Raw genomic sequence first — 15,847 nt, forward strand, 5'->3', positions numbered from 1 at the left:
CATTCATGACTCACGATACGTATCTCGGTATCCGGACGCAAGAATTCAACCACCTCAACCGCAACGCATCACCTATCATGGAGCACGAGATCACCGGCATCCTGGAGGAACCAGGCGCGAGTGGAATTCCCGAAGGCACCATGGTGGCAGTCAATCCACTATTGGCCTGCGGGTCAGTGCGGCGCCTGCCTAAAGGGGTTGGGGCATGTCTGCCGAACCTGCGTCTCCTAGGCATCGAGGCCTCGGGCTCCATGGCCGAAGTCCTGGCCGTTTCGATTGCAAACCTCTTCGCGTTTTCCGGCAACGCGCCGGCGACCGAAGCGGCTCTGGCCGAACCCCTGGCCGTAGCCGTCCATGCCGTCCGCCGCTCGCGGATGGTGCCAGGAGAGAGGGTGCTTATCTTCGGCGCCGGGCCTATTGGCATCCTGGTAGCCCTCGTCGCAAGGTTGCGCGGCGCGAAGGATGTGCTCCTTATCGAGCCAAGCGAGTCGCGCCGGCGAGGCGTTGAGACGCTCGGGTTCATGGCCCTTGCTCCGCAGCACACTCCAATCGCCCGTGACAATCACGACGCCGCGACGGACGTCGTGTTTAACTCGCCGGACACTCCAGTGTCACGCCGCCCCGAACGGAGGCGGCCCCCGTTCGGGGACGCATCGTGATCGTTGCCGTGCATCACGGGCCGGCCGATATTGAGCTGCGTGAGCTGGCTTTCGCGGAGCAGGAAATCATCGGTGTCCGGGTCTACGAACCGGCCGATTTCGCCGAAGCCTTCAGCTGATTGGCGACCGGACTCTCGGGAGTCCCGATATCCGCGTGTCCGCTTGATGCCGTTGCCGATGCATTTGCGGAGGCGCGCTCCGGCAGCGGCGCAGTTAAGGTGCTGGTGCGTAGCCAACATTAGAAATGTCTTCTCGGAGAATGGACAAAATGTCCGGCTGACAGTAATAATTGATCATCACTTGGCTACGATCAATGAGGACAATGTCATGTCAACCAAACAAGCAATTCGGGCGACAACCGCCGAACTCCAGAAACTGGCCTCCCGCGGCCGCTGGCACGTCATCCAGACTGTGGCGGACGCCAAAGCCGGCCATATTGGCGGCCCCCTCTCAGCAATGGACCTGCTCGTTTCCCTCTATTTCAACGAGCTTTCGGTTGACCCTAACAGCCCACAGGAACCGTCCCGAGACCGCTTTATCCTCTCCAAGGGACACTGCGCCATCGGCTTATACGCCGTGCTGGCATTGCGCGGATATTTCCCGGTGGAAGAACTGGCCACCTTTGATCAAGGCGCTTCCCGACTGCAGGGACACCCCGACATGAAACTTACGCCGGGCGTCGACTCATCCAGCGGCTCCTTGGGCCAGGGTCTGTCGGCGGGCGCCGGAATGGCCCTGGCGGCCAAGCGGCTGGGCGCCGATTTCCACACCTGGGTCATGCTGGGTGATGGCGAACTCGAAGAAGGCATGGTCTGGGAGGCAGTCCACACAGGCCGCCGCTTCAAATTGGACAACCTGACCGCGGTCGTCGATCTCAACGGGCTCCAGCAATACGGCTGGCCGGTCACGGAAGAAGGCGACCGCTTCGATCGCTCCAATCCTTGGGCCGGCGTGGACCTGACAGGAGTCTTCAGCGGCTTCGGCTGGAATGTCATCAACATCGACGGCCACGACTTCGACGAGATCCAAGCATCCTTCGATCGTGTCCGGGAACTGCGCGGATCCGGCAAACCAACGGTGATACTCGCTAAGACCACCAAGGGCAAGGGTGTGTCGTTCGCCGAAGGCACGCACAAGTGGCATAACGGCGTGGCGACACAAGACCAGCTGACCACCGCCGCAGCAGAGCTCGGCCAGACATTCGAAGGAGAAACAAAGTGAAAGCGCAACGCGAAGTTTGGGGACAGACCCTTGTGGACCTTGCCCGTACGGACTCGCGGGTGGCCGTCGTGGACGGGGACCTCGCCACATCCACCAAAGCCGACCTTTTCGCCGACGCCTTCCCGGACCGCTTCTTCGAAATCGGTATAGCGGAACAGAACATGGTCGGCGTAGCGTTCGGCCTATCTACTTTGGGCTTCCGACCATGGTTGTCCACGTTCGGCGTCTTCCTGACCCACCGCGCCCTCGATCCGATTCGCATGCTGGTGTCTCAGACCGGTGCGCCGGTGAAGATTGCCGCCTCCTATGCAGGTCTGCTCAACGGCAGCAGCGGCAAGACGCACCAAGACATCGAAGACCTTGCCATCATGCGGGCCATGCCGGGCATGACCGTAATCGCCCCTGCCGATGCCGTGGAAGCCGAAGCAGCAATCCGTTGGGCGGCGGAACACGACGGCCCGGTATACCTGCGGCTCGCCCGGGACGCCGTCGCCGACGTCTTCAACCCTGGCCATTCCTTTGTCCAGGGCGCCGTCCATATCCTCCGCGAAGGCGACGGCGCCATCCTGGTCTCCACGGGCGTCCAGAGCTCCCGGGTGATGGATGCTGCCGGCCTGCTGGCGGAACAGGGAATCGAGACGCGGGTCGTGCATGTTCCGTGTCTCAAGCCCCTGGACGAGGCGGCCCTGTTGACAGCCCTGTCCGGGCCTGCCCCGATCTTCACCATCGAAGAGCACAGCATTATCGGAGGACTCGGTGGGCTCGTCAGCGAGCTCGTCACCGGAACCACACTTGGCAAGACTGTCACGCGGCTTGGTCTGGCGGACGCCTGGTCCGAATCGGCTCCGAACGCGTACCTGCTCGACAAGTACGGGCTTTCGGCAGTGCGAGTCGCTGAGCAAGTCGGCCACACCCTGGCCGGCGACTAGCCAACGGGACGCGGATCCCTATGAGCCTCATTACTCAAAAGACCAGCCGCGCAGGAGAGGCCGAGCGGCACGGGGCGCTCAGCACCCGCCGAATCGGGAGGGTGTCAGAGCAAAGGACCTTCGGCAGGCAGCAGGTCGTGACGTTGACTCCGTCCCCGGTGGTGGACCGCGTCTACTTCTTTGAAGACATGGTGCCCGGAACCGTCAACCGGGCGCTCACTGTCGAGCAGTACTTGGGCGGCAACGGTATCAACGTCGCCCGCACCCTGCAGCTGGCTGGTAACATCACGCGCGCAGTCGCGCCGGCCCCGAATCCTTCCGGACTCGAACTCGTGCGCCGCGAGGGCGAGCTTATCCGCACTGTTCTCGTCTCGCCTCCCACCCGCGTCAACACGGTGCTGGTTTCCTCGGACGGATCCACCACCAACGCCAACCGGAAGCCAGGACTCCTGCCGGAGGCCGGATTGCGGTCCGTGTGCGAGGCCACCTTGGATGAGCTCCGCACTTTAGCTGGTAGTGGCGGGAGCCTTGCCCAGGACAACCGACGGGAACCCAGTGGATCTTCAGTGGCTACTAGCCCAGGTCCGGGAGCTCGGAATCAAAGTATGTCTAGATGTCAACGGTGCCGGACTGGGGCGCTGGGCTACGAGCGGCATGGTTGACCTAGTGAAACCTAACCTACCGGAACTGGAGTCCGCCACCGGGCGCCCCTTGTCGACCATTGGGGATGTTGTAGCGGCAGCTCGAGACCTCGTGGACGCGGGAGTCGGCACTGTTCTTGCCAGCATGGGCGCCGACGGATTGATCGGGCTCTGCCCGGATGGTGTCCGATGGGCCCGCGTTCGGACAGCCCCGGTTGTCAACACCACCGGCGCCGGGGATAAGGCCCTGGCAGGCTTTCTGAGTGCCTGTTCGACAACCGTGCTCAAGAGCTTTAACGGAACTCCCGATGTCACCGTGCGGGAGCCGGATGCTACCTTCCGCCTCGGCCACTACAGAGGCGTCGCACATACAGTTCAAGGAGAAGCAACAAAAATGAACGCTATCAATACGGCCCTGATTACGGGCGGCGCACAAGGAATCGGGGCGAAAGCCGCACACACTCTTGCCAGTCGCGGCTGGCGCATTATCGTGGCCGATCTCAACGAAGGATCTGCCAAGGACCTCGCCGACGAACTCGACAGGAATTACCCGGTGGGTTCCGCCCACTTAGGGTTCGGCGTCGACGTCGCTGACGAGGTTAGCGTCGAGGGCCTCCATGCCACTGTCGCGGGCGAAACCGCACAGATTGACGGCCTGGTCAACTGTGCCGGAAATATCCTGAGGCAGCCGGCGGAGGAACTCGACATCGCCCAGTGGCGCCGACTCCTGGACATTCACTTGACCGGTTCCATGCTCATGGCCAAAACGTTCTATCCGATGCTGAAGGCCGCGCGTGGCTCCATTGTCAACGTAGGTTCAGTTGGCTCCACGTTCGGGCTGCCGGGCCGAACTGCATATGCCACCGCCAAGACTGGCATGCTAGGCCTGACACGAACCCTGGCCGTTGAATGGGGTCGGCACGGCATCCGCGTCAATGCAGTGGCGCCTGGATACGTCAACACCGAAATGGTCCGCAGTGGGCTGAGAAACGGAACGCTGAATGAAACGGCCCTCATCGGGCGCACTCCCCTGGGCCGGCTCGCCGAACCCGAGGAAATCGCCTCGGTCATCGCGTTCCTTCTGTCCCCAGACGCATCGTTTATCCATGGGGAGCTAATCAAGATCGACGGCGGCCTCACCATCGATGGAACGTTCAGCTAGCCCAGCTGGGTGAAAGGGCACCGTCGAAAAGGCGGGCGGAACTTCCGCCCGCCTTTTCGTGCGGCGTCGCCGATAGCTGGATCGGGAAAAGCGCAACCCGTAGGCTCCTGTCGCGGCAAAGCCCGATCCGTGTCTTCACGCGGCCTGAGCCCGCTGACCGCGGAACCCCAAGGGCCATTATTTTCGTGCCGCTAGGGCGCGACGGCTACTTTCGGCGCTATTCCTCGACCACCTTCTCGAATGCAACAGCAATATCACGAAGCGGCACCACGTCCATCAGGAGATCGCCCAGGTCGGGACGTTCCTGAAGAATGCGGAGGGCAAGCTGATAGTCAGCGCGATGTGAACTGTAGCTGGTGATGATGTTCAGTTCCTTACGCACGGCATTGTTGGCTGCCACCACCGGAGGAGTGCCGTACAAAGCGACCACCACGAGACGGCCTAGGACAGACAGCCCGCGGACAGCCGGTACTCGGGCGGCAGCTCCGCTACCAGCTCAAGACCCAGCTGCGCCGCCATTCCGGACCGAGCCACCACGTCGTGTGCCGGCCATTTGAGTACCACACGTGCGCCGAGGTGCTTGCACACCAGAGCCGCAAGTATGCCGATCGCGCCTGGGCCGCTCACCACCCACGGTGTCGGCATGCGTGACGAGACCGCGGCTGGCCACGGCTCGGGCTGCCACCGACAGCGGTTCTGTAGAACCGCTGTCAGCTAAGGTATGTGTTCAGGGACCGGGATCAGCTGCGCAAACGGGATACGGACGAAACCGGCCGCCCCGCCATCATGCGAGAGGCCCAAGGTATGCCTTTGGGCGCAGCCGTTGGCATACTCCGACGCGCAGGCGGGGCAGTCGCCGCAGCCAGACTGCGTCATCGCGACCACGCGTGTCCCGGGCTTAATCCCTGAGGATCCATTTACTCGGACCACAATTCCCACAATCTCGTGTCCCAGCACGGTGCCGCAAGGTACCCAGTCGTAACCGTCATCGCCATTCCAGATGTGCAGGTCGGATCCGCACAGTCCGCAGTACTCGGTCCGGACCAAGACCTCGCCAGGGCCAGGAACAGGGAGGTTCTGTTCGAAAATGCGGACGCTGCGAGGCTCCAAGGAAGTACGGACAGCGGCCCTTGTCCTCGCCCTCGTCCTTGAGGAGTCGTTCTCGTGCAACAGAATGTTTGAACTATATTGAAAATAAACATTGCGTTCGTTCTCAGTAAACGCTATGTTTACTGCAACAGATTGGATATCGAGATGGAAACTACTGACGCTTTGCTGCTTGGCCGCCGCGTACGGGACTTCCGTAAAATGCGGGGGCTCTCGATGAGGGAGCTGGCCCGTTTGGCAGGTGTCAGTGCCGGATTCATAAGCCAGATTGAAAACGGCCAGGCAAACGCGAGCCTGCAGACGGTGAGGGCGCTAGCCAATACTTTCGGGATCCAGTGGATGGATCTGTTTGAGGCCAAGCCCGTGCACGGGCGGGTTCTGAAGAAGGCGGACCGGCCCAAGCTCGCCTCCAGCGCCGCAGTGAGGCACTTCGGGATCACGCAGCCGCCCATCCGGGATGTGGAGGTTCTGGTCTCGGAGTACGAGCCAGGGGAAACAGTGGGAGATCCGAACTATACCCACGGTGACTCTCATGAAATTGTCGTCATCCTGCGTGGCTCGTTCCGGTTCAGACTCCAGGATGATGAGTTCGATCTGGAACAGGGAGACAGCGTCGATTACCGCACGTCCACGCCCCACATGCTTACCAATACCGGCGACACGGTCGGTGAGGCCCTCTGGGTGGTAACGCCCCCTTCCGGCCAACCCGCGGCTGAAAGCTACAACACTTAACTCTAAGCAAGGAGAAGTTGTGCAGAAGATTCCCGCCTTTCCCATATCAAAACGGCTGGCTGCCAGTGCCGCTGCCCTAGCACTTATGGCTGGCGCCCTTGCCGGTTGCGGCACTAACTCCAGCGAAGGCACTGAGAAGATCCGTTTCGGATTACCGACAATCATGGGAGCCAACAACTCACCGCTGGCAGTTGCCGAACACCTGGGGTACTTCAAAGAAGAAGGACTCGAGGTTGAAATCATCAACACCAGTGATTCGGCATCCATTATCCAAGGAGTGTCTTCAGGTTCACTCGAAATAGGAAGCACTCCGCCTGAACCACTGATGCAGGCCAAAACCAAGGGCGGCCCTGCCGGCGACGTTGTGTTGATGTACAACTACATCAGGAAGCAGACCGGCTCCATCGCAGTTCTTGACGAAAGTGATAAGAAATCCCTGGGCGATTTCAGGGGCGCGGTCGTCGGCCAGGCGAATCTCGGAATCAGCAATCTTCTGCTGTCCAATGGCATCCTCAACAGCGCAGGGCTCAAGCCTGATAGCGACTTTAAAAATCTCGCGGTCGGTACGGGTGCTGCCGCCCTGCAGGCACTGAAATCCGGAAACGTGGACGCGCTCTCGTTATGGGACACCGAATACGCCGCCTTCGAAGCCAACGGGAACAAGTTGAGGTACTTCACCATCCCTGATGTCGAAACCCTTTTTTCCACGACCTTCTTCTCAACGCCCGGATTTGTGAAAGATCACGAAAAGGCAGCGGCTGGCTTCGGCCGGGCCATGGCGAAGGCCACGTTGTTCACCTCAACCAACCCCGAAGCCGCCCTGCGAATCCTCTACAAGGCCTACCCCCAAACCGTGACGGCCGGCAAGAGTGTCGATGACCAGCTCAAGTCGGACCTGGTAAGCGTCCAGCGGCGTGTGCAGCTCCTGACCGCAGATGACCCGAGCGCGCAGAAGTCTTGGGGCAAGTACGAGCCCGCGGCTGTGGCCGCCTGGACTGACTTCGCCCTGTCCGCCGACATCATCTCCACACCGCTGAACCCCTCCGACCTCTACACCAACGCTCTCGTGGAGAAGTACAACGACTTCGACTCCACAAAAGTCGTCACCGAAGCTACCAACTGGAAAGGCGAGTAATCATCATGACCACACTCACTTATACCGCTGGGGTGCCGGCGTTTGATCACCACTCACATGCAGCGTACGTCCGCCCCGGCGAGGATATCCACGGTTTCGATGGTTACGAACGCGAGTACGCGATGGGCCACGTCGAAGCCAACATGCCCCACGAGGAGTACATCGCCTATACCGCGGCAACGGTAGCTCGTGACCACGAAACCGTGACGCGCATCGCCGAGAAGTTCCGCATCGAAGAACTGATCCAGGAGAGTATCCGGTTCCAGTCCACAACGGTCCACGCATCATCGCTGGCCGAGGGCTGCGAGGCACTCTATGGCAGCAGGACCCGAGACGAACTGGCAACGATCAGCAGGAACCGGCGGCGGGATGACTTCCTGGGCCTGTACGACCAGGCCCTGCATGCCTCCGACACCGTCGCCGTCCTCACGGATATCCCGACCATCGACCACACGGTGTGGCCCCACAGCCGGTACAAGGGAATCGCACGGATCGACCCGTACTTCTTCCCATTCGGCCACCCGGCCTACACCGAACGCGGCGCGGACACCCCCCGATTCCAGCGGATATTCTCCGCAGTGCTCGACGATCAACTCCGGCTCGGAGGGCTCAGCGAGCTCCCAACCAACTTCGATGACTACCTCACGTTCGTCCTTGACTCGTTGTCCCGGCGCCGGCAGGAGGGTTTTGTAGGCGTCAAGATCGCGTCAGCGTATGTCCGCACACTGAGCTTCGAACCCGTCTCCCTAAGCGACGCCCGGCTCGCCTACACAACAATGGCCTCATCGGCAGGCCACCCGGATCCGGCACCGCACAAGCTCCTTGCCGACTTCATGGCCTATGAGATCGCCGCCCACGCCTCCTCTCTCGGAATGCCCATGCAGATCCACACCGGCATGGGACATTCGGAGCCCGGGCTCAAACTGGCCAACGCAAATCCTCTGAACCTTGAGCGTTTCCTCGATTCGCCGCGACTGAACCAGCTGCGTGTGATTCTGATCCATGGCGGCTACCCGTACTCCTCGATTCTGGCGGCTCTCTCGCAAGCACGAGGGAACGTCTTCGTGGACTTCTCTTGGATGCCGTACCTGCAGCAGCATTCCCTACACCGGATGCTGCAGGAATGGCTTGAAGTCCTGCCGGCCAACAAAGTGATGTTCGGAACGGACACCGGGTCACCGGAGCTTCACGTTGCAGCGACCCGGAGGGCGCGCGTTGCCCTCGATGCTGCCCTGAACAGCGGAACCAGTACCGGGCTGTGGAGCGCTCGGCAGGCAGGGTGGCTGGCCGAGCGAGTGATGCATCAGAACCTTTGTGATGTCTACGGGATCACGCTATGAGCCAGACACTGATCGATATTTCCGGACTCAACAAAGTCTTTGCCACCAAGACCGGGGACGTGCACGCGCTATCGGACGTCAACCTGACGATCGGTACGGGAGAATTCGTCTCACTTCTAGGCCCCAGTGGATGCGGCAAGACGACCCTGCTGAAGATCCTCGCCGGCCTGGAGGACCACACGTCAGGGGAAGCGTCCATCTCGGGTGCGCCCATCACCAAACCCCGCGGCGATGTCGGCGTCGTATTTCAAAAACCGACCCTGCTTCCCTGGCGGAACATCGAGGACAACGTCCTCCTCCCGATCGAGCTTCACCGGAAGGTCACCCCAAAGGATCGGGCTGCCGCCTCCGCACTGCTCACCAAAGTCGGACTCGGAGAATTCAGCCGGAAACACCCCGACGAGCTCTCCGGCGGAATGCAGCAGCGCGCCGCCATCTGCCGGGCCCTCGTCCACAACCCGGACGTCCTCCTCATGGATGAGCCCTTCGGGGCCCTCGATGCCATGACCAGAGACGCGCTCAACGTGGAAGTAAACCGGATCTGGCGCGATACAGCCAAAACGGTCGTCCTGATCACCCACAGCATCCCGGAAGCGGTATTCCTCTCCGAACGGGTCATCGTCATGGGCCCCCGTCCAGGCAGGATCATCGACATCATCGACATCCCCTTTGGCAAGGAGAGAACTCTGGATTTGCTCGGTTCCAGCGAATTCGCCCGCATTAGTTCAGGCATACGCAAATACTTTGAGGTGACGGTATGAGTCAAGTAATCAAACCTGCCCAAACTGTGAGGCCGTCCGCTCCGGCCCGATCAAGCGGACGCGATCCACGTGTCGTCAGAAACGTCGGAGCCACCCTGCTCCTGCTCGTCTTTATCGCGGCCTGGCAGTTCCTCCCGGGGCTACTGAAGACGCCGAGCTTCGTGATCCCACCGCTCACCGACGTCATCAAGGCTCTTACCGATCCCGTTACATTTCCGCTCTACATGAGCAACGCCGGGACCACACTCAGCGAAGTGCTCACCGGACTCGTCATTGGCATAGTCATCGGACTCTTCGGGGCAATCGTCCTGGCGCAGTTCCCCTCCGCCTACGCCATTGTCTTTCCCTACATCGTGGCCCTCGAGTCGATTCCGAAAGTGGCACTCGCGCCGCTCTTCGTTATTTGGTTCGGGTTTGGGATGCCGTCCAAAGTAGTTGTCGTGGTGCTTCTGGCGTTCTTTCCCGTCCTCGTCAACACCCTCCACGGGATCCGGGGCGTGGACAGAGACCAGATCGGGCTCTTTGAAGCCAACGGCGCCTCCCGCTCCCAGATCCGGATCAAACTCCTCATACCGGCCGCCCTGCCGAGCATCTTCAGCGGACTGGAACTGGCAGTCGCGAACTCGATGATCGGAGCGATCGTTGCAGAGTTTGTCGGCGCGCAACACGGTCTCGGCGTGATGATTCTTCAGGCACAGGCCCGGCTTGAAACGGCTGCGGTCTTTGCCCTCCTGATCATCCTCTCGGCGCTCGGCATCGTGCTGAACCTGATAGTCCGCATTGCCCGCCGCAAAATCATCTTCTGGTCACCAGACAGCAAGTAGGACGGTTCAATCAGCGCAAACGCAAAGCATTCGTCCACCTCAGGTCAAACGGCAGGGCCGGCTCACATGCCCGGCCCTGCCGCCTTTTCCGGTGACGCCCCGCGCAAACTCGACCGCCTGTGCAGGCGCCGTCCTTGCGCGAATCCTTCCGTCTCCCGCTCTTTGCCCGCACGTCGACCCAGAGGACAGCCATGACTGTTGCAGATTCCCAAGCTCGAAGCCGTCCGAACTTCCGCTTCGAATTCGACCTTTTGGGTGACCGGGACGTCCCCGCGAACGCCTACTGGGGCGTCCACACGCTCCGCGCGGTGGAAAACTTTCCCATCACCGGGCAGCCGCTGTCCTCCAACATGCACCTGGTCCGGGGACTGGCCGCCGTGAAGCTAGCCGCCGCCCGCACCAACCGCGAACTGGGACTACTGGATGCCGAACGCGGCCAGGCAATCGAGCAGGCGTGCACCGACATCATGAACGGCCAACTGGCCGACCAGTTCGTGGTGGACGTGATCCAGGGCGGCGCCGGGACGTCGTCGAACATGAACGCGAACGAGGTCATCGCCAACCGGGCGCTGGAAATCCTGGGCCACCCCAAAGGCGACTACGCCCGCCTGCACCCCAACGACCACGTGAACCTCAGCCAATCCACCAACGACGTCTACCCCACAGCCGTGAAACTCGGAACAATCTTCGCCGGCCGGGAACTGCTGGACGCACTGGCCGAACTCGAAGAAGCCTTCGCCGCCAAAGCACTGGAATTCCGCACCGTGGTGAAGATGGGCCGCACTCAGCTGCAGGACGCCGTCCCCATGACACTGGGACAGGAGTTCGGCACCTACGCCATCACCATCGGCGAAGACCGGCTGCGCCTGGCCGAGGCGGAACTGCTCATCCACGAAATCAACCTCGGGGCCACAGCCATCGGCACCGGCCTGAACGCCCCCGCCGGCTACACCGAGGCAGCCTGCCGGCACCTGGCCGAGGTCAGCGGGCTCCCCCTGGTCACCGCCGTCGACCTCATCGAGGCAACCCAGGATGTGGGCGCCTTTGTGCACCTGTCCGGTGTGCTCAAGCGCGTGGCCGTGAAGCTCTCCAAGATCTGCAACGACCTCCGCCTGCTCTCCTCCGGCCCGCGCGCCGGCTTCGGCGAGATCAACCTGCCGGCCGTCCAGTCCGGCTCCTCCATCATGCCCGGCAAGATCAACCCGGTCATCCCGGAAGTGGTCAGCCAGGTGGCCTACGAGGTCATCGGCAACGACGTCACCATCACCATGGCCGCCGAAGCCGGCCAGCTCCAGCTCAACGCCTTCGAGCCCATCATTGTCCACAGCCTCCACAAGAGCATCTCCCACCTCGAAGCAGCCTGCCGCACCCTCACGGCACGCTGCGTCCGGGGCATCACCGCCAACACCGAGCACCTCCGCCTCACCGTGGAACAGTCAATCGGCCTGGTCACCGCGCTTAACCCCCACCTCGGCTACGCCACGGCCACCGCCATCGCCCAGGAAGCTCTCGCCACGGGCAAGGGAGTGGCCGAACTCGTGCTCGAACACGGCCTGCTCACCGCCGCCCAGCTCCAGGAACTCCTCAGCCCCGAACGCCTCGCCAACCTCACCAACTGACTCAAGTGTCCAGCCCTCGCTCCGTTCAGCTGGTTCCGTCCCCGCCGATATTAGATCCCCGTGTTGGCCGCGGGAAGGGCATCGATCCGCCATACGCGCCACGTTCATGATTACGCCAGCGCTTAGAGCGACTGTGTAGGGGCTTGGATCATGACGTGTCACGAGCATGCCCTGCCACCCTTCCCTCATCGAGCGGCCCCGTGCTATTTCGACTGCGACGTTGATACCGTCTTCAATCGCTGCGGTCGTGGCACCAGTTACGTGCAAGCATCGGCCCGGGTCGATGGTTGTGATCATGGGAACTCCTCATGTTGCCGCTCGGCAGTTGTCATTACTTTTTGGTGACTCCACAGGGTTTTTTGGCGCGTTTTCAGGCGTGTGACCAGCTGCCGGTAACTTACGAGGTTTGTTCTTGGTCGGTGGCAGGTGCGCGGGATTGCTGTGCGATTCCCGCCTCTGGATGCCCTCCGGATCTGAGGAGTGTTCTGCCCGGCCTCGCCGGATGGCAGTCGGGTGAATCCGGGCTGGGCTGCACTCGGCGATGAATGGGCAGCCTCATGCGCCGAAACTGCCGAACCCTCGTGTCCACCCGGCCCGGGAAATTTGCTCCCGGGCCCAGCATCTTCCGACAACGACGCGTTCGTCGAGGGACGTGGCACGGGACAAGAGTGCCGAAGCGGTGCGCCGGCTCTGGCCGCGCAGGCACCGTACTTGGCCAGATCAAAGGAACGCAACGCCCTTGAACCCTTAGGCCTCGGCAGTGTGGGGTTTTTCGGCGACGTACCAGGTCGGTTCGAGGCGCTTCAGTGCATCGTCAACGGTGATGATCGGTGAAAATGGTGTCGCGTGGGCGCGCGTAATCGCATTTAATTTGCGGATGCGCTCTCGCGTCAGCGTGATGGCGTCGGCAAATTCCTCTGCCGACCGTGCGGATGCTGTCTCACGCCACAGGGACCGCCCCGCCAGATACCCCGATGCGCCCGCTTTTGCCGCGATCTCGAGCTGGCATGCAAATTCCTCGTAGCTGACTCCGGCTGAGAGTATCACCCACGGCCGGTGAACAGCAGCCGTGATGGATGCGCACGCGGTCCGATCCGCCGAGGTCAGGATGCTGGGCGGCATGACGCAGGACGAGCAGTCCGGTGCGTTCAGGATCCTGCAAAGCATGATCCACTCCTTGCGCGACGACAACGAGGGCGAATTGCAGTGATAAGTGGTGGCCCAACTGCCCGAAAGGCGGTCCTTCACCGGCCATCCCAAACGTTCATATTGAGGTCCGTGGTTCCGGGGATAGCGGATGCCCTTTTGTGAATCGCAGTGGTAAATGGCGGCTTTTTCGCAGCAGTTAGTGTCACCCCTGCTCGCAAGGCGATCCCTAGGGGTGCATCCATGTCGACTAACGTCGACGTGACTCGTCAGGCTGTCTTCAGTCCGGCGATCACTACTTCCATGGCCACCCGTGACTCCGATGCCCAAAGGGGGCGGTCGGCGGCGGACCCGACGCCATGGAGCAAGATCATCACCGCTCCCGGGTCCACATCATCGCGGATAGCGCCGTCGGCGGCTGCACCGGTCATCAGATCGGCAACCGTGCGCTCGAGTTTGCTCCCGCCATCGGTTTGGGTTGCGGGGTCTACGACGGCTGCGAGGGTCCGCGCGAGGCCTGCATGCGCCACCACGTAATCCACAAAGCCGCGCAGGAACGCATCGAGGTTCTCGCCTGGTGAGCGCGTCGCGTCGCGTGCTTGATCGCAGAGCGCATCCACCTCCCCCTCGTATACCGCCGCGGCCAACGCCTCCCGCGTGGGGAAATGCCGATAGAGGGTTCCCACGCCCACGCCGGCACGGGCCGCGAAGTCATCGAAGCGCAACTGTTCGTCATGATCGAACGCCGACCGCGCAGCCGCCACGATCGCGTCCCGGTTGCGGCGAGCATCGGCCCGCAGTGCTCTTGACTCGGTCATGAGTCCTCTCGTTGACATTTGGAGACTGTCTCCATATCCTCATAAGTGGAGACAGGCTCCATCTTACTCGAAAGGCCCAGTATGCGTGTTCTGATGTTCGGCCGCGGAGCCATCGCGACAATTTACGGACACGCGTTTCACGCGGCCGGGCACGACGTCGAGTTCTATGTCCGACCGGGTCGCGCCGATGAGTACGGCGATGAAGTGCGAATGGACTTGATCGATGGGCGTCACAGACCGTTCGGCCGGCGGGTCCGCGAGTCGTTTCGAACTCCTTTGCGAGAATCCGTCACCCCCGAGGACAGATTCGAGCTGATCGTGCTCAGTGTCGCGCATCACCGTCTTGCGGAGGCGGCGGCGTTCCTGGCTCCCCGAGTGGGCGACGCGTCAGTGCTGGTGTTCGGCAATGTGTGGGAGGAGCCCCTCGACGCAGTCGCGCCGCTTCCTGCCGAGCAAGTCGTGTTCGGGTTCCCGCAGGCGGGCGGCGGCTTCGGGAACGACGGCGTGCTGCATGGCGCGTTGTTCCGATCCGTCATCATCGGTACGGACAGCGCGTCACCGACTCCACGGGAGCTTGCTGTGCGGACCGCCTTCCGTGAGGCAGGTCTCGCCGTTCGGGACGAGAAGGATATGCGAGGGTGGCTGTGGCTTCACTTCATCTCCGACGCCGGCATGTTCGCCCAGGGGCTTCGTAGTGGGTCGCTGGCTAACATGATCGGAGACCGTCGAGCGTTCAGGGACGCGTTCTTGGGTACTCGCGAGTTGCTGCCGGTTCTGGAAGCTCGGGGTGTCGACCTCCGCCAGCACCGAAGCGCTCTGCTGCCGTACCGCCTGCCCCGGCTGGTCGCTACGATGTCGGCGTGGGCGACCGCTCAGTTCCCGATCGCTCGGGTAAGCCTCGCTGCGCACACTGATCCGGATGCGACAGAACCACGCGCCGTCCTCGAAGACACGCTGCGCGAGGCCCGCCGACTCCACATCCCCACCCCGCGCCTCGAGCCGTAAACCGTGCCCAAGACGTTGGCTTCTTCGCCGCGCCGAATCACCCCCGTTGCCCGTAAGCCGGTCGTTCGCCACGCGCCGATCGCGGCCAGCGGGCGGACCCGGCCGCGTTATTGCTGGTCCTACATGGGCGAGATCACCTCCGACCTCGCCGTCTCCACAACCTCCCCGACAACGTCGGCCTCCAGATCGCCCTCGCGGAGTAACAACGACGAGTCCAGCTGTGAGGACCCGACACGTCAGTACCGGGGCCTCACAGCATGGTGCCGCTCGTCTCGAAAACCAACAGTTTTCAAGACACCCCTTCGGGGCTCGGTGGAGTAGGTCGAGGAGACGCGAAGCCGTGCATGTCTCGCAAACACGTCTCACCATAAATTGTCGCAGCGATGGTGCATCGTGGCCTTTTTGAGTCCGAATGGAATTTTGAGACAACTGGCCTATACGCGAGTGAGTACTTCGAGCCAGGATGCACAGCTGCAGCTCGATGCTCTTGTAGGCGCAGGCGTGCAGAAGTGCGACGTTTTCGCCGACGTGACCTCGGGGAGTAAGACGGCATGCGAGCGGCCTGGAATGAAGAGGCTCCTCGAGTATGCGGAGGCGGGCGACAATGTTGTTGGGCCGTTCGCTGATCGACGTGCTCAACACAGTGAACCTGCTGCGTGAACGCGGCGTGCAGGTCCGACCATCTGGGACCGGATTGATCCAGCCCGCAGGTTAGCGCACACCCCAACCTGACGTCAGGCAGCCAGGA

The 15,847-nt window shown here is 62.0% G+C and carries 17 protein-coding genes and 1 pseudogene; 14 read left to right on the forward strand and 4 right to left on the reverse strand.

All coding sequences use genetic code 11. The features are described from left to right. Window positions 1-5 precede the first annotated feature (5 nt). The 6 genes from CXR02_RS12360 to CXR02_RS12380 all read left to right on the forward strand — a co-directional run bounded on the left by CXR02_RS12360 (window position 6) and on the right by CXR02_RS12380 (window position 4,612). The gene (locus CXR02_RS12360; RefSeq protein ID WP_104062271.1) at window positions 6-659 is read left to right on the forward strand and encodes an alcohol dehydrogenase catalytic domain-containing protein; all 654 of its coding nucleotides are present in this window, start codon (window positions 6-8) and stop codon (window positions 657-659) included. Beyond that, window positions 656-778 carry a hypothetical protein gene (locus tag CXR02_RS22930; RefSeq protein WP_258060935.1) on the forward strand — a complete coding sequence of 41 codons (123 nt, stop codon included), beginning with the start codon at window positions 656-658 and terminating at the stop codon, window positions 776-778. The genes CXR02_RS12360 and CXR02_RS22930 overlap by 4 nt, the downstream gene beginning before the upstream one ends. A gap of 208 nt (window positions 779-986) precedes the next feature. Next, entirely contained in the window at window positions 987-1,880 is an 894-nt protein-coding gene (locus tag CXR02_RS12365; protein ID WP_104062272.1) for a transketolase, read from the forward strand. Beyond that, window positions 1,877-2,809, forward strand: coding sequence for a transketolase family protein (locus CXR02_RS12370; protein ID WP_104062273.1), 933 nt, complete (start codon window positions 1,877-1,879; stop codon window positions 2,807-2,809). Before CXR02_RS12365 ends, CXR02_RS12370 begins: the two co-directional genes overlap by 4 nt. A 137-nt stretch (window positions 2,810-2,946) precedes the next feature. Then, window positions 2,947-3,471: a hypothetical protein gene (locus CXR02_RS12375; RefSeq protein WP_146072524.1), complete on the forward strand. Its 525-nt coding sequence runs from the start codon at window positions 2,947-2,949 to the stop codon at window positions 3,469-3,471. Next, complete coding sequence (locus tag CXR02_RS12380; RefSeq protein WP_104062275.1) at window positions 3,464-4,612, forward strand: SDR family oxidoreductase; 1,149 nt, start codon at window positions 3,464-3,466, stop codon at window positions 4,610-4,612. Before CXR02_RS12375 ends, CXR02_RS12380 begins: the two co-directional genes overlap by 8 nt. 217 nt (window positions 4,613-4,829) lie before the next feature. On the opposite strand, the gene CXR02_RS22935 is transcribed toward CXR02_RS12380, so the two are convergent. After that, the gene (locus CXR02_RS22935; protein ID WP_258060936.1) at window positions 4,830-5,045 is read right to left on the reverse strand and encodes a hypothetical protein; all 216 of its coding nucleotides are present in this window, start codon (window positions 5,043-5,045) and stop codon (window positions 4,830-4,832) included. A gap of 281 nt (window positions 5,046-5,326) precedes the next feature. Continuing rightward, complete coding sequence (locus CXR02_RS22940; protein WP_308470685.1) at window positions 5,327-5,782, reverse strand: alcohol dehydrogenase catalytic domain-containing protein; 456 nt, start codon at window positions 5,780-5,782, stop codon at window positions 5,327-5,329. A gap of 84 nt (window positions 5,783-5,866) precedes the next feature. Here CXR02_RS22940 and CXR02_RS12390 point away from each other — a divergent pair, with 84 nt between their 5' ends. The 6 genes from CXR02_RS12390 (at window position 5,867) to CXR02_RS12415 (ending at window position 12,130) form a co-directional block, all read left to right on the forward strand. After that, entirely contained in the window at window positions 5,867-6,451 is a 585-nt protein-coding gene (locus tag CXR02_RS12390; RefSeq protein WP_104062276.1) for a helix-turn-helix domain-containing protein, read from the forward strand. A 163-nt stretch (window positions 6,452-6,614) separates the two neighbouring features. Next, window positions 6,615-7,586 (forward strand): ABC transporter substrate-binding protein, encoded by a 972-nt coding sequence (locus tag CXR02_RS12395; RefSeq protein ID WP_181037213.1) that lies wholly within the window; start codon window positions 6,615-6,617, stop codon window positions 7,584-7,586. A 5-nt stretch (window positions 7,587-7,591) separates the two neighbouring features. After that, the gene (locus CXR02_RS12400; protein ID WP_104062278.1) at window positions 7,592-8,926 is read left to right on the forward strand and encodes an amidohydrolase family protein; all 1,335 of its coding nucleotides are present in this window, start codon (window positions 7,592-7,594) and stop codon (window positions 8,924-8,926) included. Next, window positions 8,923-9,687, forward strand: a complete 765-nt coding sequence (locus tag CXR02_RS12405) for an ABC transporter ATP-binding protein (protein ID WP_104062279.1) — start codon at window positions 8,923-8,925, stop codon at window positions 9,685-9,687. Before CXR02_RS12400 ends, CXR02_RS12405 begins: the two co-directional genes overlap by 4 nt. After that, a complete protein-coding gene (locus tag CXR02_RS12410; protein WP_104062280.1) occupies window positions 9,684-10,511 on the forward strand; it encodes an ABC transporter permease in 828 nt (275 codons plus the stop codon). Before CXR02_RS12405 ends, CXR02_RS12410 begins: the two co-directional genes overlap by 4 nt. 191 nt (window positions 10,512-10,702) lie before the next feature. Then, window positions 10,703-12,130 (forward strand): aspartate ammonia-lyase, encoded by a 1,428-nt coding sequence (locus CXR02_RS12415; RefSeq protein WP_104062281.1) that lies wholly within the window; start codon window positions 10,703-10,705, stop codon window positions 12,128-12,130. Between the two features lie 747 nt (window positions 12,131-12,877). Here CXR02_RS12415 and CXR02_RS12420 read toward each other — a convergent pair. Together CXR02_RS12420 and CXR02_RS12425 are read right to left on the reverse strand one after the other, a co-directional pair. Next, a complete protein-coding gene (locus CXR02_RS12420) occupies window positions 12,878-13,378 on the reverse strand; it encodes a hypothetical protein (RefSeq protein WP_219816422.1) in 501 nt (166 codons plus the stop codon). 167 nt (window positions 13,379-13,545) lie between these two features. After that, on the reverse strand, window positions 13,546-14,094 hold the full coding sequence (locus CXR02_RS12425; RefSeq protein ID WP_104062283.1) for a TetR/AcrR family transcriptional regulator: 549 nt from the start codon (window positions 14,092-14,094) through the stop codon (window positions 13,546-13,548). An 81-nt stretch (window positions 14,095-14,175) separates the two neighbouring features. On the opposite strand from CXR02_RS12425, the gene CXR02_RS12430 reads away from it, so the two are divergent. Continuing rightward, window positions 14,176-15,099, forward strand: a complete 924-nt coding sequence (locus CXR02_RS12430; protein WP_104062284.1) for a ketopantoate reductase family protein — start codon at window positions 14,176-14,178, stop codon at window positions 15,097-15,099. Between the two features lie 420 nt (window positions 15,100-15,519). Then, window positions 15,520-15,778 (forward strand): annotated as a pseudogene (locus CXR02_RS12435) (recombinase family protein); the annotation flags it as partial. Between the last annotated feature and the right edge of the window lie 69 nt (window positions 15,779-15,847).

It is taken from the genome of Arthrobacter sp. 4R501 (assembly GCF_002929755.1).
In the GTDB taxonomy this organism is placed as follows: Bacteria; Actinomycetota; Actinomycetes; order Actinomycetales; family Micrococcaceae; genus Arthrobacter.